Raw genomic sequence first — 21,965 nt, 5'->3', positions numbered from 1 at the left:
TTAATCAAAATGTAATATAATTATTAATTACATATTAAATGATTAATCAAAATAACTTTGGTCCAATGGGTGCTGATTATGATGTCTCTAGAAAAGGATATCCTGATGAGGTATTTGAATATATTAAGTCTTTTATAAAAAATAATAACCAAATAACTCTTGATATCGGGTGTGGAACTGGTATCTCAACGCGTCAATTAAAAAAACGTCACTTTGAAGTAACTGGAGCAGACAAAGACGAGACTATGATTAAAATTGCTATACAACATAATTCCACAATACCCTATTTTGTCGCAGCAACAGAAGCACTTCCTTTTAAATCAGAACAGTTTGATATTGTTACCGCTTTTAATTCTTTCCATTGGTTTAATAATGATAAATCTTTAACTGAAATAAAAAGAGTCCTAAAAATTGGTGGTATCTTTTTTGCTATTTTAAAAGTCAGTAGTGAAAATAATAATGGTTACTGTTCAATTTATAAAAAATATGCCGGTGATTATTTTGATAGTACTAAAAATCACTTTAAAAGAGAATTCCTAATTAAATCTGGCTTTTCTAATATTGAAGAAAAAGTTTTTGACTTTGATGAGAAATATACAGTTAACGATGCATTAACACTAGTTAAATCCTTAAGCTTATGGAATATAGTTCCTGAAAATAAGAAGCCAGAAATGTTAAAAGAGTTAAAAGATTTTTATGAAACTGAATCAGTAGATGAATTTATTGTTATGCATCGAAAAATATCAATAATTACCACATTTAAAGTATAAGCTAAAAACTATTATGAACAAAAATACAATTTTTGCAGTTGTTGGAGTTTCTACAGATGAAAATAAATATGAAAAAAAATTTACAAAATAATATTTGGAAATATACCTTATTGTTAATAGTCAACAAAAGAATTTTTGTTGCGGTTTTGGGAGCATATTACCTAACCATACCCGATGTAACACCAAAAATAATAGGAACTATTCTACTCGCAGGAAGTCTTTCTGGTTTTATTTTTGAAATTCCTAGTGGATACATGTCTGATAAAATCGGACACAAATTAACACTAGTTGTCTCTCGAATATTGATGTTGATGTCAACAATATTTTTTCTTGTTGCAAATAACATAATATTATTGATACTTGGCGCAATTTTTTTGAGTGCGAGTGCTGCTTTTCAAAGTGGCACAGGCAGTGCTTTTATGCACGAAACTTTACAAGGACTTAAAAGAGAACACGACTACACAAAAGTAATGGGAAAAATCAGTTCTATAGGATTTGCCGTTCCAATTATATTTATGGTGCTAATACCATTTTTAATAAGTATAAGTTATAAAACACCATTTCTCATTGCCATTATTTTTGATGTAATTGGATTATTGATCGCTATTTCTTTGGTAGTACCCCCTGTTTTGCAAGAACACATTGAAGAAATTGGGACAACAAATTTTAAACAAATATTACAAGAAGGCTATCGTCTCAACTTTTTTAGCATCGCCTTGTTTTCAGGAATTATTAGTGGAACATTATTTAGTATTAACGGATTCCGTTCCCCATATCAAGCATTTCTTGAAATACCTATAATTTGGTATGGAGTATTTTTCGGCATAGGAAGAATCTTCGCTTCTCTCATGCTTGCCTATGGTGGAAAAATTAAAAAATATATTACACTACCTTCTTTTTACAGATTCCAACTTATAATTTATACTCTTCTCATTCTTGTTTTGGGAACAATATCAAATTGGTGGGTTGTTGTAATCGTTTTTATCACCATAAATGCATTTCAATGGGGACTAAGTAAAGTTGATGAAGGCTATCAACTTGATATTATTAAATCTAGTAAATTCAAAGCTACATTATTATCAACTGGTCCACAAATTAGTCAGATCGTCTCTGCAATTTCAAGCTTCAGTATTGGTTTCATGATTGAGAGAATATCTTATCAGTATGGATTTTTATATTCAGGAATTATTTTTATTGCGATACTTTTTCCACTGTATTTATATATAGTTCGTAAATACAAATCAGGTATTTATAAAAATACCGAAGTTGTTAGTTGTTAAATATTAACAATTCAAAATAAAATTAATCATATGAACAAAAACACAATTTTTGCAGTTGTTGGAGTTTCTACAGATGAAAATAAATATGGATACAAAGTATTTAAACATTTACTAGACTCTAATTATAAAGTTTTTGGAATAAACCCAAAAGCTACAGAAATTCTAAACCAAAAAATTTATAAAAATATTACTGAAATAAACCAAAAAATTGATTGGGTAATATTTGTCCTACCACCAGAAATTGGAGAAAAAATATTACAAGACGTGATAAATTTAGATATAAAAAATGTTTGGCTCCAACCAGGAGCAGAGAATGAAAAATTGATACAAATTTGCAAAGATAACAATATAAATTATATAAGTAATGCTTGTATAATAAAAAACAACCCAATTCAACTAGATAAATAAAAAAAGAGACCCCAACGCAATGTTGGGGCTCATTAAAAATCTATATAGAAATCGAAGCGAGCATTCAGGTTCTTATTGGCTCCGTTTCTGTCGGTTCTTTGATTCCACCGGAATCATTTGAGGTTTCTTCTGTGATGACATTATCTGACTTTTTTCCTGTACGTGAATAAATACCACGACCACCTCTTCCTTGTTTACCAAGATAGGTTCCTTTTCGATTAGTTCTTTCATCTTTAGTTTTGCACATTTTTCCTCCCGTGCGAGCATTTTTTCTAATTATTATACTACACAATATAGTCAAATTAGTCAATAACGCGTTTTGTGCATAAAAATTATACAATTATCTCATCTTTTTGAGCTGTAATATAGTATTTACTACTGAGTCCGGTACAAGAGACATACTATCAATATGCTCTTTTACCAAAAACTTTGCAAAATCAGGAAAATCAGATGGCGCTTGCCCACAAATACCTACTTTTCTCTTGTTTTTCTTTGCAATCCTTATAACTTGTCTGATAAGCTCTTTTACAGCTTCATTCCTCTCATCATAAATATGAGAAACAACGCTTGAATCTCTATCTACTCCCAATGTAAGCTGGGTAAGATCATTTGAACCAATTGAAAATCCATCAAAAATTTTACAAAACTCATTTGCCAAAATTACATTTGATGGTATTTCACACATTACATATAATTCTAAACTATTTACTCCTCGCTTTAGTCCCTCAGTTTCCATTATTTTTATAACCTTTTTGCCTTCTTCTATAGTACGACAGAATGGAATCATTATTTTTACATTTGTAAGTCCCATATTATCTCTTACTTTTTTGAGAGCTTTACACTCTAATCTAAAAGCTGGTTCATATTTTGGATCATAATAGCGTGAAGCTCCACGCCAACCTATCATAGGATTGTCTTCAACTGGTTCAAAATATTTTCCACCAATAAGATTTGCATATTCATTTGATTTGAAATCTGAGAGTCTAATTATTACATCCTTTGGATAAAATGCAGAAGCTATTTTTGCAACTCCTTCTGCTAATTTTTCTACATAAAAATCTGGCTTTGATTTATAGTTTACAGTCAAATTATTTATAATTTCTTTTTCAGACTTATCTTTTACTTGCGAAAAATTTAGAAGTGCCAAAGGATGAACTTTTATATAATTTGAAATAATAAATTCTTGTCTTGCAAGTCCTACTCCATCATTTGGAAGCATAGAATCACGAAATGCTTGCCTTGGATTTCCTACATTCATCATTATTTTTACGTTCTTAGGTAATTTCAAATTTTTCAAGTTTGTCTTTTTTGTTATAAATGGGATAATTCCATCATAAACATAGCCTTCTTCTCCAAGAGAACAATCTACTGTAATTTTTTGTCCATTTTTTAATTTTGACATTGCATTTTTTGTACCAACTACACATGGAATTCCAAGTTCACGAGATACAATAGCTGCATGACAAGTTCTGCCACCTGAATTTGTAACAATTGCACTAGCTTTTTTCATAACTGGCTCCCAGTCTGGGTCTGTCATCTCAGCAACAAGAACTTCTCTTTCTTTGAAATTGGATAATTCATCAACATTTTTTATAACATGAGAAATCCCTTGGCCTATTTTCTTTCCAACAGATTGACCTACAAGAATTGGCTTTGGACATTGCTTTATAAAATATTCTATCAAAATGCTTCTATTCTCTTGTGATGCGACTGTCTCAGGACGAGCTTGAACTATAAAAAGTTCTCCAGTTTTTCCATCTTTTGCCCATTCCATATCCATTGGTTTTTTGTAATGATTTTCTATAATTACAGCCCAATTTGCAAGTTTTATTATTTCATTTTCTTTTAATACAAATTTCAATCTTTCATTTAAAGCTACATCTACATTTTGAGTACTATTTGTTCCACCAGTTGCATAAATTAATTTTTTTGTCTTGTCTCCAACGTCTTTTCCTATTATAGAATTAAATTTTTTCTTAAGCGTTGGTTTGTAAATATAATATTCATCTGGATTTACAACTCCTTTTACAACATACTCTCCAAGTCCATATGAGGCATTTATTACAACAATATCAGGAAAACCTGATTCTGTATCAATAGAAAACATTACTCCTGATGAAGCCAAATCTGATCTTACCATTTTTTGAACTGTAACAGAAAGTGCAATTTTCATGTGATCAAATTTTTTGTCCACTCTATATGAAATAGCACGATCTGTAAAAAGTGATGCCATACATCGCTTTACTGATTCAAGTAATGCATATTCACCTGTTATATTCAAATATGATTCTTGCTGACCTGCAAAAGATGCATCTGGCAAATCCTCTGCTGTAGCACTAGATCTCACAGCAACATCCAAATTTATTGGCGTTTTTTTGTAAAATTTTGCTAAACTTAAATATGCTTTCAAAATTTCCTCATTTAAATCTTCTGGAAATTCAGCTTTCAAAATTATTTCTCTTATTTCTTTTGCTCTTTTTTTTAAATCAGAAATATTCCCTGTATCAAGTCCTTTCAAAACATCTTTTATTTTTTTATCAATATTATTACTTTTCAAAAAATACTTATAAGCATTTGCAGTAATCGCAAATCCATAAGGAACTGGAACACCCTTTTTTTTCAAATTTTTATACATTTCTCCAAGAGATGCATTTTTTCCACCAACAATAGAAACATCTTTTATAGATATTTCATCAAACCACAAAACATTTTTTAATGATCTATTCATATTTTTTTATTATCCAGTTAATCTGGATATATTTAATAATTAATATTTTACGTCAAGCCATGTACAATATCTATATCCATTTGCAGTCCTTATATCAAGAGATAAACATTTTGATTGATCTATTTTTTCTAAATAACAGTCATTTTCTTTATTATCCATCATTAATTTTTTCAAATATTCATTATTATTTGGAATTTTAAAATATTTTATATCAATATATGCGTCTGTATCAAATGAACTATCCAACATATCTTTTATAGCAACATCAGATTCATTTATGTCCACTGCCTCACCTTTTATATTTGACATTAAATCTTCAAACATTTTTTTACCTTTATTAGAAAAATAATCTCCTCTTATTCTAACAATATCATCTGTAATAAGCACATATTTATTTTTTGTAAATCTTGAAAAACTATTTGTTTTTACGTTAATATCTGCATTATCGTCCTGACTTTGTATTGAATCAGATATATTCAAATAACCATCTACAAAAGAAAATAAATAAGAATTTGTTCCTTGATTTGAACTTATTTTTAATATAATACTTTCTCCTTTTTCATACATAATAGCAGGAATTTTTTCTATTACAGAAGGGTTATTTAAATATTTATTACATTTTCTTTTTAAAATAATATTTTGAAGGCTTATATTAATAATATTATCTTTTATATCTGTATTGTAATAAATATCCCCACACTTATATAAATCTCTTGTAGAAATTACTATAGATATTTCTTTATTGTAATCTTGTTCTATGTCTAAAAACACATCATATATAGGAACCAATTTCCAATTTGATTCTTTTTTTGTATCTTCTGAAAAAAAAGAATACTCATAGCTCATAGAATGGACAAGAAAAAAACTCATACCAGAAGCATAAATAAGAAGTATAATGACTAAAAATCTTGTTTTAAATTGTTTCATTATATTTTTTATCTTTTATTTTTAAAATACTAATTCTAAAAATGATTTTTTAAATATTTTGTAACTTTATAATATTCATATTTTCTTTTAATCCAACTGGCTGACCCGTAACAATAACAGCTAGATCACCTTTTTTCACAATTTTTTTATCTTTTATTAATTTTACTGATTTATTTATCAAAACATTTATATCTTTACATTTTGGCATATCAAAGGAAATTATTCCCCAAGAAATATTCAATTGCCTTTTTACTTTGTCACTATTTACAAGGGCTATAATAGGGGTTTCAGGTCTATATCTTGAAATCATCTTTGCAGAAAATCCAGAATTAGTAGCTACAACTATAACTTTTGCTTTTGAGTTTAAAACCAAATCTTTTACAGATTCTGATAATGCTAATACATTACTGGTTTTATTTGAATCTATCAATTTCAAATCATCATCATATGGAGAATTTTCTGTATTTGTAATAACTTCACTCATTATAGAAACTGATTCTACTGGATATTTTCCGTAGGCTGTTTCCCCTGATAACATAAGAGCATCTGCGTGATCTATTACTGCATTTGCAACATCAGACACCTCTGCGCGTGTAGGTTGACTATTTTCAACCATCGACTCTAGCATTTGAGTTGCTACCACAACAACCTTGCCAGCCTCAATACATTTTCTGATTATATCTTTTTGAACAATAGGAACCTTTTCTACGCTAAGCTCTACCCCCAAATCACCTCTTGCAACCATTATTCCATCAGAAATATTTATAATTTTTTTTATATCTTTTACCGCTTCTGGCTTTTCTATTTTTGCCATCACCTTTACATCCATTCCTGGCTTATACTTTTTTATCAATTTTTTGATTTTTAATATATCTTTATGATCTTTTACAAAGGAAAGTGCGACCCAATCTATATCATGATTCAAACCAAATTTCAAATCTTCAACATCTTTTTTTGTAATAGCACTTCCTACAATATCTACACCTGGAATATTTATGCCTTTGTGAGGAAAAATGATTCCTGAATTGAAAACCTTGCAATAAACCAAATCTTTTTCTAACTTTATAACACGTAATTTTATAAGTCCATCATGAACCAAAATATTATTATTTTTTTTGACTACACTATGAATTGGAAATGATACTGGAATTATTTTATAATCAGAACCTACTAATAATTTATAATTTACTATTTTATCATGTATAAGTATTATTTGCTCATCCTTAATAACTCTCACACCATCACGAGAGACATCAGAGACTCTAATTTTTGGGCCTTGTAAATCTTGCATTATAGTTATTGGCTCATTCAATGTTTTTCGAACTTTTTTTATATTATTTATAAGTTCCAAATGATTTTTATAAGATCCATGAGAAAAATTCAATCGACAAACGTTCATACCAGATTTTGCCATTTTAAGCAAAACCTTATAATCACTTGATGAAGGCCCTATTGTTGCAACAATTTTGGTTCTTTTCATAAATTATTTTATATTAATTTTTTTTGATAATTCATAAACAAAAGGAATTTCCCATTTTTTTCCCTCTATCGCACTTCTAAATCCAAGTACTGCTGTTATTATTATAAGAACTATCAAAATCTGACCTATAATAGGTATCCATCCAACAAAAACAAGTAAAACCTCTATAACAAACAAAACAAAACCTTGTTTTGCATGAAATCTTACAAATTCATCTTTACTTATAATAAATGGTATAAAACAAAGTATCCACAAATAACTCATAGCTGCAATTTTTTCTTTTGACAAATTTTTTAACATAAATTATTTGGATTATTTTTTAACTTCAAAAAATATTGCGCCTAATATAAAACCCACCACAGCACCATTAACTGCCAAAAATATTCCCTCAAGAGATAAATTGAATATATTCCACATATCTCTATAGAAAAAAAGTTGCATTAGAGCAATAATTACCCCTGATTCAAACCCAACAAAGGCACAAGCAAGCCCTGAAACCACAGGAGTCTGTTTGATTTTTCTAGATATATAAACACTTAATAATAAAAAAACAAAAATTTCAAAAGGCATTTTCCATAAATACAAAGAAACAAAATTCGTAGCAAATTTGTTTCCCAAAACTACATAATGATCTATAAGTAATAATAAAAAATTAAATAAACTAATAAAAAAAACTGGTAACCAAGAAATTTTGATATACCAATTCAATGTGCTATTTTGATCAGTTTTTTCATTTTTTAAAATAATATCTTTTTTATTTTCTACTCTTGGAGAAAATTGAGAAATTCTTTGTTTTAATTCTTCTTTCGTAATTCCATCTTCATTATTAAATAACTCGTCATGATTTTCTATACCATATAAAATAGAATTATCCTCCCCTGTTTCAACATTTATCATATTACTAAGAAGTAAACTTATATTTTTGTTTTTCTTTTTTATTTCATAATCTTTCATGGTTTTAGAGAGTGCTTTCATTTTCAAAAGAAGAGATTCTTTATCTTCATTAATTTGATTTTTATATTCTTTGCCAACACTAAAATTATCATTAGAAATTGAATTTTCTATATCCAAAAGATTACTCATACTCTTTTCATTTTCATCAATAAAATTCATAAAAATAAAATTGCAGTTTTTTAAAACTCTTATATATATTATAAGATAAATTTACAATAAAACAAAACTCCCAGGTCGTATAACTTGGGAGTTTTTGTAAAAATATATTTTTAGCTTTTTACATCATTCCTTGATACCCACCCATACCAGGATTACTCTTACATGAACAATCATCTTTAGTTGGCAAATCTACTACTACAGCCTCTGTTGTCAAAAACATAGCACCAATTGAAGCAGCATTTTGAAGAGCACTTCTTACAACTTTTGTAGGATCAACAACTCCTGCTTTTATCAAATCTTCAAAAATATCCGTCTTCGCATTATATCCATAATTTATGTTTTCATTTATTTTTACTTGATCTGATATAACAGCTCCATCTTTACCAGCATTTTCTGCAATTTGTTTTATGGGCATTTCAATTGCTTTTCTCAAAATATCGAGTCCAACTTTTTCTTCACCATCAACTTTTACATTTTCTAAACCTTTTGATGATCTAAGTAGTGCTACCCCACCACCAACAACAATTCCTTCTTCTCTTGCGGCTTTTGTAGCAGAAAGCGCATCTTCTATTCTATGTTTTATCTCTTTCATTTCAGTTTCAGTTGCAGCACCAACTTTTATAACACCAACACCGCCAGAAAGTTTTGCGAGTCTTTCTTGTAATTTTTCTCTATCAAAATCAGAATCTGATTTTTCTATTTGCTTTTTTATTATACTTATTCTACTTTCTATATCTCCTTTATCACCTTTTCCTTCTACTATAGTAGTGTTGTCTTTTGTAGCAACAACCTTTCTTGCAGATCCAAGCATTTCTATATCAGCATTTTCTAATTTAAAACCAACTTCTTCTGAAATTACTTTTGCACCTGTCAAAATTGCAATATCCTCAAGCATTTCTTTTTTTCTATCTCCAAATCCAGGAGCTTTTACGGCAACTGCATTAAATATTCCTTTTAATTTATTCACAATAAGCGTAGCAAGAACCTCGCCATCTACTTCCTCGGCTATTATTACTAAATCTTTTTTGCCAGTTTGTGCTATTTTTTCAAGTAGAGGTAAAAATTCTTTTAAAGAAGAAATTTTTTGGTCTGTTATAAGTATATATGGATCTTCTGATTCAGCTTCCATTCTCTCAGGACTTGTAATCATATATGGAGATACATAACCTCTATCAAATTGCATACCCTCTACAACCTCCTTAGTAATTCCAAAACTTTGAGATTCTTCTACTGTAATAACACCGTCCTTACCAACTGATTCCATTGCCTCTGCTATTACATTTCCTATTTCAGAATCATTTGCAGAAATTGAAGCAACTTGAGATATTTCTTCTTTTGTTTCTATTTTCTTGGATATTTTTTTTAAATTCTCAACTATATACTCTACACCTTTTTCAATTCCGATTTTTATAGACATTGGATTTGTACCAGCTGTTACATTTTTTATACCTTCCGAAATTATTGCTTGTGCAAGAACAGTTGCTGTAGTTGTACCATCTCCTGCAACATCATTTGTTTTTGATGCTACTTCTTTCACCATTTCAGCGCCTACATTTTCAAATTTATCTTCAAGTTCTATTTCTTTTGCAACCGTTACTCCGTCTTTTGTAATTGTAGGGGAACCAAATCCAGAACCCAAAACAGCGTTTCTTCCCTTTGGACCAAGAGTGACTTTAACCGCATTTGCGAGTTTATCAACACCTGCTTTTATTTTTGCCCTAGCGTCTTCACTATATAGTATTTGTTTTGCCATATTATTGTAATAATTAATTGTTAAGATTATATTTTTCCCGTTTTGCGGGAGATCAATTGATTAATAGTTGTGAATTATTCCAAAATTGCGATTACATCACTTTGAGTCATTACAAGATATTCCTCTCCATCAATTTTTATTTCATCTGGAGAATATTTTCTAAATAATACCCTATCTCCAATTTTTAGTTCCATTGGAATTGTTTTTCCTTCCAAAGAAATCTTACCAGATCCAACTGCAACAACTTCACCTTTTTGTGGCTTTTCTTTATCAATTGTATCAGGCATTATTATGCCAGACTTTGTTGTTTCTGTTTCTTCAATTTTTTTGACAACAATATTGTCAAATATTGGCTTTAATTTCATAGCTTTATTTATTAATTATTAGATATTTATTTTTAGCACTTATAATATTGGAGTGCTAAGTACTTATTATAATATCTCGAAAAAAACATAGTGTCAATATTCAAATCACCCGGTGGGTCACCCGCTGGGTACAACTTTACTTTGAGCTGTAAATATGATAATTTTTAGGCAGATATTTAAAAATTAAATAAAGGAGTAATACCATGATACCAAAAAATATACCAATAGTTTGGCCTAATGAAGATATCTTAAAATCCATGAGTAATCTTATGATGCCTGGCATTCCAAGATATCAACCAACTCAACTGAAACCATATTTTGGTCATGACGTTACCTACACTGGTGCAATACTGGTTGAGGTAGCAAATTTATTAGCACTGATAGAAACTAAAATTATCCCGGAATCAGAAGCTAAATTACTAACGAACGACAAAATTCACAAAATGCTAAGTATCACTGGAACTCAAATAGAAACCTTGGAGAGAGAGAAAACAAAACATGATATCAGAGCATTGGTTCAAATTATACAGGAAATAGTTGGACCTGAAATTGGCAAATGGATTCACGTACCACTGACAAGTTATGACGCATTAGACACTGGAAGAGCTTATATATATCGTTTGGCATATTATAATGTGCTAAACCCATCTATTCGCTCTACAGTGAGAGATCTCATATCTATGGTCAGAAAGTATTCTGACATTAAACAAATTGGAAGAACTCATGGCCAACACGCACTCCCAATTACTGTTGGTTTCTGGTTTGCAACAATTCTTTTTAGAATTGTATCCAATTTAGTTGAAATGGACAGACACTTCCGACAATTGTGCGGAAAAATATCTGGTGCAGTTGGGACGTACAACGCCCAAGAACACTTAGGATTTAATAAGACCACAAACTTTGAAATTTGTGTTCTTAAATACCTCGGAATGAAACCATCTCTCATAAGTACACAAATACTCCCACCTGAACCGTCTGCAAGATTTCTTCATGACATAGTTCTCACAAGTGGCTCTATAGCTCAACTTGGAAGAGACTGCCGTCACCTTATGAGAACGGAAATATCAGAGATAACTGAACCATTTTCCAAAGACCAAGATGGCTCCTCTACCATGGCAAACAAAAGAAATCCCATCAGCTTTGAAAACATGGAAGGTATGTATCTTATGTCAAAGAATATATACGGTAATGTATTTGACACCATTATATCTGAGCACCAAAGAGATCTAACTGGTAGTTCTCTTCTGAGATCCTTGCCAACCATACCTGTCAATCTTCAAGTTCAACTCAATACACTCAACAGACTTGATGAAGAAACAAAAAAAGATTCCTTCCTCAAACGAATCTTTATCAATGAAGATTATTGTCTGAAGAATCTTCAAATGAGTGCTGACACTGTACTTGGTGAGCCTATATATATAGCCCTTCAAATGGCCGGTTATACAGGAGATGCTCATAGGCTCGTCAATAAAATACTAATGAAAATAGCATCTCAAAACAAAATAAGTCTAATGGAAGCGCTAACTACATATTCCCAAGGAGATGAAAAAGTTGCAGAAGCAACGACTAATATACCAGATGAGATAAAATCTTTATTATCTAATCCTAGTATGTATATAGGATTGGCCCCAGAAAAAGCTAATGAAGTTGCTGACTGGGCAGAAGCAATCTTAGAACAAATAATGTAAATACAAAAAAGAAGTAAAAAATACAAAAAGACCGGGAATAAACCCCCGGTCTTATCTTTTATATTATTATATTACTCAATCACATATTCCCAGCCAGGTTGCCAAGAATGAGTAATTCTCCAGTCATTATCAATTGCCTCAAGCCAAGTCATATTTTTCAAAATTACATCAAGTGCTAATTGAGGCGCTTGGTGACATACAATTGCAATATTTTTGTTATTATAATTATCTTTCAAATATTTTACAAGTTCTCTTACTCTATTTTCTACATCATAATAGCTTTCTCCATTTGGAAACGGATTTTCTATAAAATTATTTAATCTATTTTTAAATTCACTGGATTTTTTTCTAGTAAAATATCCATAATTACATTCTCTAAGTCTTTTGTCTTTTATTATTTCTATATTTTTAAATGTTAACTCTGCACTATGAACTGCTCTAATTAAATCCGAACAAAAAACAACATCAAATTTCTTGTTTTTGATGCATTCTTTTAATTCTATAGATTGTTTTACTCCTAACTCCGACAAATCAGTGTCACACCAACCAGAAGCCAAATCTTTTTCATTATCTATTGTTGTCCCATGAACAAAATAAGTAATATTTACTGACATTTTATTTTGTATTTTTTAAAATATTACAAACTTCTTCATCTGATACATAAGTATTTGTAACATGTTTTGCTTGTTCACTATCAAATATTTTTACTATTACATAAGTTCCTATTGTTTCATCATTTCCTAATGTGTATTTTGTTATTACACACCTTCCATACGCATTCCAAAAATTATCTCGTAGATCCATAGGAACTTTTATTTGATAAATTCTATGTCCTTTTTTGGCAAAACTATATTCTTTGCCAATTTCAAAAGAATTTGGCATTTCACTTTTGTCCAATTTCAAACAAGCTTGCAATAAAAATGGGTTTCCCATAATCTTGCTAATTAAATATCCAAATTTTTCACGCTAGTTGCATGAGTTTGTATAAATCTCTTTCTATGATCAACATCTGAGCCCATAAGCTTCTCAAATACTGAATCTGCCTCAGCAGCATCATCAATAGTAACTCTTTTCATTTTTCTAGTTTCTGGATTCATTGTTGTCTCCCAAAGTTGTTCTGGATTCATTTCTCCAAGACCCTTGTATCTTTGAATGTTGAATTTCTTTTCTGTTTGAGTTTTCGTAGATTTTGCATTTTCTTCGTCAGACAATTCTTCTTCTGTACCCTCTTCTGGTTCTTCTCCTTCTGTTATTTCTTCTTTTATGTCGTCTATACTTTGATTTATTCCCATATCTTTTAGAGCTACTTGCAATTCATCATCCGAATAAATCCATCTAATATCACTACCCTTTTTTACCTGATAAAGTGGTGGCTGTGCAATATAAATAAATCCTGAGTATACAAGCTCTGGAAAATATCTATAAAACAATGTAAGAAGAAGTGTTCTAATATGAGAACCATCTACATCAGCATCAGTCATAATAACTATTTTATGATATCGTAATCTTTTTACATCAAAATCTTCTGCTATATTTGTACCCATTGCTATTACAAGAGATTTTATTTCTTTGTTTGCAAGCATTTTGTCTAGTCGAGACTTTTCTACATTTAATATTTTTCCACGAAGCGGAAGTATTGCTTGAGTGTTTCTATCTCTACCCTGTTTTGCACTTCCTCCAGCACTTTCTCCCTCTACTATAAACATTTCTGAATTTTCTGGCTTCCTAGAAGAACAATCTGCAAGTTTTCCTGGAAGAGTTATACCTTTTAGAGCTCCTTTTCTTATAACAGCTTCTCTTGCAGAACGAGCTGCTTGTCTTGCCTGAGATGCAAGCACACATTTTCCTATTATTGCTTTTGCATCATTTGGATGTTCATTCAAAAATGCTGAAAAATAATCCTTGAAAACAGAATAAACCGCAGATCTTGCTTCTACATTTCCAAGTTTTGCTTTTGTCTGTCCTTCAAATTGTGGATCTGGAATTTTTACAGACACAACAGCTGTAAGCCCTTCTTTTATATCTTCAGATGTAAGAATCCCATCCTTTTCTTTTAAAATATTGTTTTCTTTTGAATAATCATTTAAACATTTTAAAAGTGCATTTTTAAAACCTATAAGATGCATACCACCCTCTATAGTGGAAATATTATTTGCAAAACTATATATACTAGATTGAAATTCTGAACAATATTGAAGCGCTATTTCAACATTTACATTCTCTCTTTCTTTTTCTATATAAAAAACATTTTCTTGTTCTATTTCATTATTTATATTTAAATGCCTTACATAAGAGGCTATACCACCTTCAAAATAAAAAGTATAAGAGGGACTTTGTATTTTATTACCTTCATTGTCTTTGCCTCTATCTATTCTTTCATCAATTAATTTTATTTTTATTCCTCTTGTAAGGTATGCTTGTTGCCTAAAATGATTCAAAATAATCTTTAAATCAAAATTCAATACTGTAAATATTTCATCATCTGGTTGAAAAATTTGAGTTGTACCAGTACCCTCTACCCTACCCTTTTCTATCATAAGTTTAGTCTTGGCATGACCCTTGCTATACTCTTGATAATACAATTTTCCATTTCTTTTTACTTCACTTCTCATCCATTTTGAAAGTGCGTTTACAACACTAATACCAACACCATGTAAACCACCAGAAACTTTATACCCACTATCACCAAACTTACCACCAGCATGAAGCGTAGTCATAACAGTTTCAAGAGCACTTTTGTTTGTAACTTTATGTAAATCTACTGGAATACCACGACCATTATCAGAAACAGATACTTTACCCTCTGGTAAAAGTTTTATTTCTATATCCGTACAATATCCTGCCATAGCTTCATCAATAGCATTATCCACTGCTTCCCAAATTAAATGATGAAGACCTTGGCTAGCGGTATTTCCTATGTACATTCCCGGCCTCTTTCGCACAGGATCAAGTCCTTTTAAAACAGTAATTTCACTAGCGTTATAAGACCCACTTTTTTTGATTTTTTCTTCGTTTTTAGGCATATTTTATGAGATAAATAAAAAACAAAATCTTTCAGATTCTACCCTTATTTTAACAAAAAACTACTTAAAACACAAGTGGTTTTTTGTTTTGAATTTATAGTATTTTATACTACAAATTTATCATCTTTTTTAATATTTTCTTGATTCTCCTTTTCTAAATCATCTTTTTTTTCTAAAATAGAATCATCCACCAAATCAAATTCCAAGACTATTCCTCTCATCTTCGTTTTTCTTACAATATAATTGTAAACAACTATAAACAAATAGGTTATTACAAAAGAAAGTATATATATAGACAATAGATCTACTACAAAAGAAATAGATAAATTTCTAGCAAAATCTGCTGTAAAATTTGTTTTAAAATCTTCTGGTGAATTTACAAAATCATACAAAAAACTAAAAAGATAAGAAAAAAATCCCAACATCAAAAATATAAGTGCGACATATTTTGCAAATGAAAATGGAACTATTTTTTTTATTTCATACATATAGTTAACTGTTAGCTATTTAACTTTTAGCTGTCAGATCCTAAAAACTGATAGCTGATAGCTTATTTATCTTATTTTTACTTTAAAATCTTTTACAAGCATTTCTCTTACATTTTTCATAATTTTTTCCACTTCTTCACTAACTAGAGTTCTTGTAGAATCGTGAAATGTAATGTGGCATGCCAATGATCTGTTTCCTTTTTCTATTTTATCTCCATCATATACATCAAATAAATCTACATCTTCTATAAGTGGAGAAATAGAATTTATCCTATTTTCAATATCTTGCCACTTATAGTTATATGAAACCAACATAGAAATATCTTGAATCATTTTTGGATATTTTGATATTGGTTGATATTTTTTCATATCATGTGAAGATTTTACCAAAATTGTTGTATTGAATTCTACATAGAAAACATCTTTTTCTATATCAAAATTTTTCAATATTTCTTTGTCCAATTTTCCTACACAACCAATTTCCATGTCATCTACAAAATATTTCAAAGATACTTCTTTGTCAAAATATATATTATCACAAGGAGTTGTACAATACTCAACATTTAATCTATGAAGTAAAAGTTCCACATCTTTTTTTAATTCAAAAAATTCAAATAAATTTCCAACCATAGCCATTGCCAAATTTTTATCTTGCTTTGGTAAAAATTCTTTAGAATCTTTAGATACTTTAAATCTTCCGTCACTTTTTGCAAAAATTCTTCCTATTTCAAAAATTTTAAAATTATCAAAATTCTTCAAATTTTCATATATATTTTTACACAAATTTACAAGAAGATTATTTCTCAAATATTTTAAATTTTTTGAAACCGCGTTTGCTATTTCTATATAATCATCTTTTTTATCTTTTAATTTAAAAATATCGTCTTCTGAAATCATAGAATAATTATATACCTCATTGTAATCCAAATTTCCTGAAACTATATCTTTTATAGTTCTTTCTATCCAAATATATTTATCTCTAAAAGGAGCTTCTAATAAAACACTTGGTAATTGTGGTTTGATATTATCATATCCATAAATTCTAGATATTTCTTCAATTAAATCCTCAGCAATACTAACATCTCCCCCAGCACGATAACTAGGAACCAAAACTTCTAAAAATTCTTTTTTATCTTTTACAAAAAATCCCAATCTTGTAAGAATTTCTATAATAGTCTTTCTTGGTAACTCTTCTCCTATTTTTTTGTTTACAAATTCTATATCTAAATTTATTATTATATTTTTTTCTTTTGAAAAATTTTCATCTACCAATTGACTTGCAATATAACTTTTTGGACTTAATTTTTTTATAAGCTCTATTGATCTACAGATTGCATCATTTGCCAAATTTGGATCTAATGATTTTTCAAATCTACTACTTGAATCTGTTCTAAGTCCCAATCTTGAAGAAGTTTTTCTAATAGTACTTGCATCAAAGTTTGCAGATTCTATAAGTATTGATTTTGTATTATTTGTAATTTGACTATTTTGTCCTCCCATTACCCCTGCCAAAGCAATTGGTTTTTTGCTATCACAAATTAACAAATCTTCTTTTGTAAGAATTCTTGTCTCATTGTCTAGTGTAACAAATTTTTCCCCTTCTTTTGCATTTCTTACAATAATTTTTTCATCTTCAATATTTTCTAAATCAAATGCATGAAGTGGCTGACCAAGCTCTAGCATTATAAAATTTGTAATATCTACAATATTGTTTATGGATCTTATCCCAACTCTCTCAAGTGATTTAGAAATCCATTCTGGGGAAGGAAGTATTTCTATATCTTTTACAACAACCCCCATATATCTACAGCATACTTCTTTATTTTCTATATCTACCTTTAATTTAATTTCATCTTTTGATTTTATTTTTGTATCAAAATTTATTTCCTTAAATTTTAGATCTAAAAGCGCTGCCAGTTCTCTTGCTATTCCATAATGTCCCCATAAATCAGGCCTATTTGTAAGAGATTTATTATCAATTTCAAATATCACATCATCAAGTTTCATTGCTTCACTTAAATCAATTCCCAAATCATCTTGCGTTAATTTCAAATCTGCAACCCCACCTTCTATCATATAATTACTAGACAAACCAATTTCCTCAGCTGCAGCTATCATTCCTTCTGATTCAACCCCTCTTATTTTTGTTTTTTCAAGTGTTATAAAATCGCCTTCTCCATGCCATTTTACTTTTGAACCAGGAAGAGCAAGTGGAACAAACATGTCTTTGTACAAATTATTTCCACCACAAACTATTTTAAAGACTCCTCTTTTTCCAGCATCAACATGACAAATTTTTAATTTATCTGCATTTGGATGATTATTTATTTCTTTTACTTGAGCTACCACAATATTTTCGAGATTTTCACCTTGAATAATAATATTTTCAATTTCTACTATAGACATTGTAATTTTGTCAGCAAGTTCCTGAGGAGATAAATTATCTGGAATATCTACATAATTTTTTAACCATTGTTTAGAAACAAACATATTTTTATTTATTTAAAATTGTTTTGATTAGAATTGTTTGGTAAATCTCAAATCTCCTGATTGTAATAATCTTATATCATTTATTCCATAAAGCATCATTACAAGACGTGTAAATCCCATACCAAATGCAAAACCAGTCCATTCTTTTGAGTCTAATCCTCCAGCTTCCAAAACTTTTGGATGTACAAGTCCACATGGAACAAGTTCTACCCATCCATCACCACACACACTACAACCTGAGCCACCACAAATAAGACAATTTATATCAAGTTCAAAACCTGGCTCAACAAAAGGAAAATATCCTGGACGAAGACGAGTCTTTACCTCTCTATTAAATACTTCTGATAATAAATTATTCATAACAGCTACCAAATTTGAAATAGAAATATCTTTTCCAATCATAAGACCTTCAAGCTGATAAAAAGTATTGTCATGTGATGCGTCTGTTGCTTCATTTCTAAAACATTTACCAGGAAATATAGCACGAAGTGGAGCTCCAAATTCTTCTATTGCTCTTACTTGTTTTGCAGAAGTGTGAGTTCTAAGAACTAATTTTTCTTTGTTCTTTAATTTTTTGTCTTGTTTTATAAAATAAGTATCTTGCATATCACGGGCTGGATGTGTTTTTGGAATGTTTAGAGCTTCAAAATTATAATATTCTGATTCAAGTTCAGGACCATCAAGCACCATAAATCCCATAGAATTAAAAATATCTACAACTTTGTTTTGGACTATTGTACTTGGGTGCAAATGACCAATATCATTTTTTTTAGTTCTAAGAGTTGGATCAAAATTTGAAACAATTTCTTTTACATTATCTATTACATTTTCAAAAACACTTTTTGCTTCTATAAAAGCATTTTCAAGCTCTATTTTTGATTCATTTGCAAATTGTCCAATAATTGGCCTCTTGTCTTCTGCTAAATTTTTTATTTCTTTTATAATACTCGTAAATTCACCTTTTCTACCAAGATATTTTTTTTCTAAAAGCTGAAATTCTTCCAAATCTTTTATTTTTGAAATTTCACTTAATACCTTATTTTTTATATCTTTTAATTTATTTTCCATAAAATTATTTTTTTTCTTGTTGTATTTGATAATTTAAGCAGAAAAATTCAATTAAGCCAAGTGCTAATATGAGCAAAACTGCATTCCACCAAATGAGTAATTCTTTTGATTGTAAATATAAGGAAACTGTAACAACTATAGAAATCCACAAACCCTGTCTAAAAGATACTATAACATGTTCAAATGCCAATTCTTGTTTTAAGAACATTTTTCTTGTAAAAAATCCAATTATCGTAGCCGTACCAAGTATTGATATTAAAAGTGTTAAATAAAATAATAAAAACGCTAAAATACCTGCCTCACTAGGATCTATAAAAAACAAAATCATAAACCACCCAAACCAAGACAGCAAAGTACCTATAGTCATAAATACTAAAAAACTTTTAAGATTCATATCTTACAGTAATAAATTATTATAATTTAATTATATAAAAAAAGAGTATTAATAGCAAAAAATATCCACGTCCGACGTTGGCAACGTCGGACGTGGATAAAAAATTTGACAAAAATAATAAAAATATATTAATATGAAATCAATATAATCTCAGGGATAAATTTAGACAAAATCCTTGAGAAATAAGCTATACAGGAGGAACAATGAGACTGACAAAACTAGTACTCGTTGTGTGCATGCTGATTTTTATCAGTGTTGCATTGGTCGCCTCCGTTCAACCTATGATTACTGCGGCGAGAGCAACAAGTCCTCCCGTAGCAATCAATAACGTGAACGTAAGCGAAGAAATGTTGCCGTGCAATTACCCGGAGAACTTGGTTGATGATGCTATAAACGCACCACCACCAACCACCAGCAATGAAAACGAAAGTGTGGTTCAATCTCCAATGGTACCTTCTCGTAACCTGGGTGATGCTGCTACTACATCACCGCCAATCCTCACCACCGCCACCGTTAACATGAATGTTTCACCCGACGTGATTCGAAAGAGTGTAGAGGTGACCGTACTCAAGATGCCATACGAAATTACCGGCTTAAACTTCACCAGCGGCACCACCAACATAGCATTTATCGGTAGCAAAAGCTACCAATTTATCCCTCGCTTGCAATCCCGCTCGGCTTCGATGTTACTGTAGCGTCGACTTGCTATGGAACATTGAATAGCTGAAATTTGGGGGTACGACCTAGTCGTGCCCCGCTTTTTTTGAAAAAATATCAAAAACAAAAAATATGCAAAAGCATAATTTAATACTAAAAACTGAAAGTCGCCTGCCTACCGAGTGGCATGTGGATAATTATTTGACAATTATCATACGAATTTATATAATACTGATGTGGACTATAAGTCTACCAAATTTTGTTCAGAATTCGTCCTTACGGACGAATTTTTGATTTATCTTTTACAAAATCTATTTTCATTTAATCTATATTCAAAATCTTCAACAAATAATATTTTTTCTATTATATGATTTTCATAACATTCAAGTAATTCTTTTCCAAGATGATTTCTGGCAGTAAAAATATATGAAATTTTATTAAATTCTTCCTTTAAATATTTTAGTACATATGACAAGTCTCCGTCTCCAGAAAAAATTATAATTTTATCATAATTATTTCTTTCTTTTATTAAATCAACTGCCATTTCAATATCTAAATCACTCTTTTTTACATATCCATCTTTATAGTTTTGATCTTTTATATATTTAACTCTTTTTGTGATTATTTTAAAATTATTCATTCTTGCAGTATTTATAACTCCACTCGACCAATCAGTCAAAACTTGAGAACTATCTTTAGGACCATAATCACTACCATAGTAAAATCTTCTTAAATATTTTTTTCCATAACAAAAATGCATAATTAAACTTTTTAACTCTTTCATTCCAATTTTCCATTTTAGCGTATCTGACCAATGCACTAAATTACCAAAATCAATAATTACTATATTTCTTTCCTTTGTTTCTTCTAATGTATTAATAATTTGAATTATTTCCTATTTATTCATAATCTTCAAAATTATATCAAATAATATCTACATATTACGCTTTTTTTATATTTAGTCAAAACAAAAAATATGCAAAAGCATAATTTATAAAACCTAAAATCTAATAGCTGATAGCTAATAGCTAACTCACTGCCAAAAAACAATATCATCCACCAAGGATTCTTCTGACAATTTATTTATTTCTTCTATAATTTTTTTCTTTGCAAGTGACAACGCATTTGTAGCCGAAGAAGAATTGCAATGAATATATAAAACTCTTTCTTTTACATATTTTGGCTCCACAAATTCACAAACTTCATCACCCCAGACTTCCCTTATAATACTTCTAAATTTTGCCAAAACATTTACAGCTTCAATTTGTGGCTTGATTCTATTTCTAGATAAACTTTGTGGTAATAAATCTTTTATTGAAATAAGTGACATATA

At 29.7% G+C, this 21,965-nt stretch carries 22 protein-coding genes; 5 read left to right on the top strand and 17 right to left on the bottom strand.

Annotation, left to right across the window (positions count from 1 at the left end; all coding sequences use genetic code 11):
- Positions 1 to 38 precede the first annotated feature (38 nt).
- From PHZ07_01995 to PHZ07_01985, 3 genes are all read left to right on the top strand, one after another.
- Positions 39 to 770 carry a class I SAM-dependent methyltransferase gene (locus tag PHZ07_01995; GenBank protein MDD3284344.1) on the top strand — a complete coding sequence of 244 codons (732 nt, stop codon included), beginning with the start codon at positions 39 to 41 and terminating at the stop codon, positions 768 to 770.
- Positions 771 to 838: 68 nt separating this feature from the next.
- Positions 839 to 2,050: an MFS transporter gene (locus PHZ07_01990; protein ID MDD3284343.1), complete on the top strand. Its 1,212-nt coding sequence runs from the start codon at positions 839 to 841 to the stop codon at positions 2,048 to 2,050.
- 30 nt (positions 2,051 to 2,080) lie between these two features.
- On the top strand, positions 2,081 to 2,458 hold the full coding sequence (locus PHZ07_01985) for a CoA-binding protein (GenBank protein ID MDD3284342.1): 378 nt from the start codon (positions 2,081 to 2,083) through the stop codon (positions 2,456 to 2,458).
- A gap of 64 nt (positions 2,459 to 2,522) precedes the next feature.
- Here the strand turns inward: PHZ07_01985 and PHZ07_01980 are convergent, their stop codons facing one another.
- From PHZ07_01980 to PHZ07_01945, 8 genes are all read right to left on the bottom strand, one after another.
- Positions 2,523 to 2,705: a hypothetical protein gene (locus tag PHZ07_01980; protein ID MDD3284341.1), complete on the bottom strand. Its 183-nt coding sequence runs from the start codon at positions 2,703 to 2,705 to the stop codon at positions 2,523 to 2,525.
- Positions 2,706 to 2,798: 93 nt separating this feature from the next.
- Entirely contained in the window at positions 2,799 to 5,186 is a 2,388-nt protein-coding gene (gene ppsA / locus PHZ07_01975; protein ID MDD3284340.1) for a phosphoenolpyruvate synthase, read from the bottom strand.
- A 39-nt stretch (positions 5,187 to 5,225) separates the two neighbouring features.
- Positions 5,226 to 6,113 (bottom strand): hypothetical protein, encoded by an 888-nt coding sequence (locus PHZ07_01970; protein ID MDD3284339.1) that lies wholly within the window; start codon positions 6,111 to 6,113, stop codon positions 5,226 to 5,228.
- A gap of 49 nt (positions 6,114 to 6,162) precedes the next feature.
- A complete protein-coding gene (gene pyk, locus PHZ07_01965) occupies positions 6,163 to 7,593 on the bottom strand; it encodes a pyruvate kinase (GenBank protein ID MDD3284338.1) in 1,431 nt (476 codons plus the stop codon).
- A 3-nt stretch (positions 7,594 to 7,596) separates the two neighbouring features.
- Positions 7,597 to 7,893, bottom strand: a complete 297-nt coding sequence (locus PHZ07_01960; GenBank protein MDD3284337.1) for a hypothetical protein — start codon at positions 7,891 to 7,893, stop codon at positions 7,597 to 7,599.
- Positions 7,894 to 7,905: 12 nt separating this feature from the next.
- Positions 7,906 to 8,706 carry a hypothetical protein gene (locus PHZ07_01955; protein ID MDD3284336.1) on the bottom strand — a complete coding sequence of 267 codons (801 nt, stop codon included), beginning with the start codon at positions 8,704 to 8,706 and terminating at the stop codon, positions 7,906 to 7,908.
- 118 nt (positions 8,707 to 8,824) lie between these two features.
- Complete coding sequence (groL, locus tag PHZ07_01950; protein MDD3284335.1) at positions 8,825 to 10,459, bottom strand: chaperonin GroEL; 1,635 nt, start codon at positions 10,457 to 10,459, stop codon at positions 8,825 to 8,827.
- A gap of 74 nt (positions 10,460 to 10,533) precedes the next feature.
- Positions 10,534 to 10,824, bottom strand: coding sequence for a co-chaperone GroES (locus tag PHZ07_01945; protein ID MDD3284334.1), 291 nt, complete (start codon positions 10,822 to 10,824; stop codon positions 10,534 to 10,536).
- 203 nt (positions 10,825 to 11,027) lie between these two features.
- Here PHZ07_01945 and PHZ07_01940 point away from each other — a divergent pair, with 203 nt between their 5' ends.
- Complete coding sequence (locus PHZ07_01940) at positions 11,028 to 12,512, top strand: lyase family protein (GenBank protein ID MDD3284333.1); 1,485 nt, start codon at positions 11,028 to 11,030, stop codon at positions 12,510 to 12,512.
- Between the two features lie 71 nt (positions 12,513 to 12,583).
- Here PHZ07_01940 and PHZ07_01935 read toward each other — a convergent pair whose 3' ends face one another.
- From PHZ07_01935 to PHZ07_01905, 7 genes are all read right to left on the bottom strand, one after another.
- Positions 12,584 to 13,126: a histidine phosphatase family protein gene (locus tag PHZ07_01935; GenBank protein ID MDD3284332.1), complete on the bottom strand. Its 543-nt coding sequence runs from the start codon at positions 13,124 to 13,126 to the stop codon at positions 12,584 to 12,586.
- 1 nt (position 13,127) lies between these two features.
- Positions 13,128 to 13,445: a DUF2584 family protein gene (locus PHZ07_01930; GenBank protein MDD3284331.1), complete on the bottom strand. Its 318-nt coding sequence runs from the start codon at positions 13,443 to 13,445 to the stop codon at positions 13,128 to 13,130.
- 11 nt (positions 13,446 to 13,456) lie between these two features.
- Complete coding sequence (gene gyrB, locus PHZ07_01925; protein ID MDD3284330.1) at positions 13,457 to 15,535, bottom strand: DNA topoisomerase (ATP-hydrolyzing) subunit B; 2,079 nt, start codon at positions 15,533 to 15,535, stop codon at positions 13,457 to 13,459.
- Positions 15,536 to 15,639: 104 nt separating this feature from the next.
- A complete protein-coding gene (locus PHZ07_01920) occupies positions 15,640 to 16,023 on the bottom strand; it encodes a hypothetical protein (protein ID MDD3284329.1) in 384 nt (127 codons plus the stop codon).
- Between the two features lie 66 nt (positions 16,024 to 16,089).
- Complete coding sequence (gene pheT, locus PHZ07_01915; protein ID MDD3284328.1) at positions 16,090 to 18,513, bottom strand: phenylalanine--tRNA ligase subunit beta; 2,424 nt, start codon at positions 18,511 to 18,513, stop codon at positions 16,090 to 16,092.
- A gap of 27 nt (positions 18,514 to 18,540) precedes the next feature.
- Positions 18,541 to 19,581: a phenylalanine--tRNA ligase subunit alpha gene (gene pheS / locus PHZ07_01910; protein MDD3284327.1), complete on the bottom strand. Its 1,041-nt coding sequence runs from the start codon at positions 19,579 to 19,581 to the stop codon at positions 18,541 to 18,543.
- A 4-nt stretch (positions 19,582 to 19,585) separates the two neighbouring features.
- Positions 19,586 to 19,975 (bottom strand): hypothetical protein, encoded by a 390-nt coding sequence (locus tag PHZ07_01905; protein ID MDD3284326.1) that lies wholly within the window; start codon positions 19,973 to 19,975, stop codon positions 19,586 to 19,588.
- Positions 19,976 to 20,178: 203 nt separating this feature from the next.
- Between PHZ07_01905 and PHZ07_01900 the strand changes: the two genes are divergently transcribed.
- Entirely contained in the window at positions 20,179 to 20,670 is a 492-nt protein-coding gene (locus PHZ07_01900; protein ID MDD3284325.1) for a hypothetical protein, read from the top strand.
- A gap of 257 nt (positions 20,671 to 20,927) precedes the next feature.
- On the opposite strand, the gene PHZ07_01895 is transcribed toward PHZ07_01900, so the two are convergent.
- Together PHZ07_01895 and PHZ07_01890 are read right to left on the bottom strand one after the other, a co-directional pair.
- Entirely contained in the window at positions 20,928 to 21,470 is a 543-nt protein-coding gene (locus tag PHZ07_01895; protein ID MDD3284324.1) for an NYN domain-containing protein, read from the bottom strand.
- 195 nt (positions 21,471 to 21,665) lie between these two features.
- Positions 21,666 to 21,962: a DUF721 domain-containing protein gene (locus PHZ07_01890; protein MDD3284323.1), complete on the bottom strand. Its 297-nt coding sequence runs from the start codon at positions 21,960 to 21,962 to the stop codon at positions 21,666 to 21,668.
- Positions 21,963 to 21,965: the final 3 nt, after the last annotated feature.

It is taken from the genome of Patescibacteria group bacterium (assembly GCA_028692545.1).
In the GTDB taxonomy this organism is placed as follows: domain Bacteria; phylum Patescibacteriota; class Patescibacteriia; order UBA1558; family S5-K13; genus STD2-204.
The sequence above is the reverse complement of the archived record's forward strand: the minus strand, read 5'-3'. Positions and strand labels throughout refer to the sequence as shown.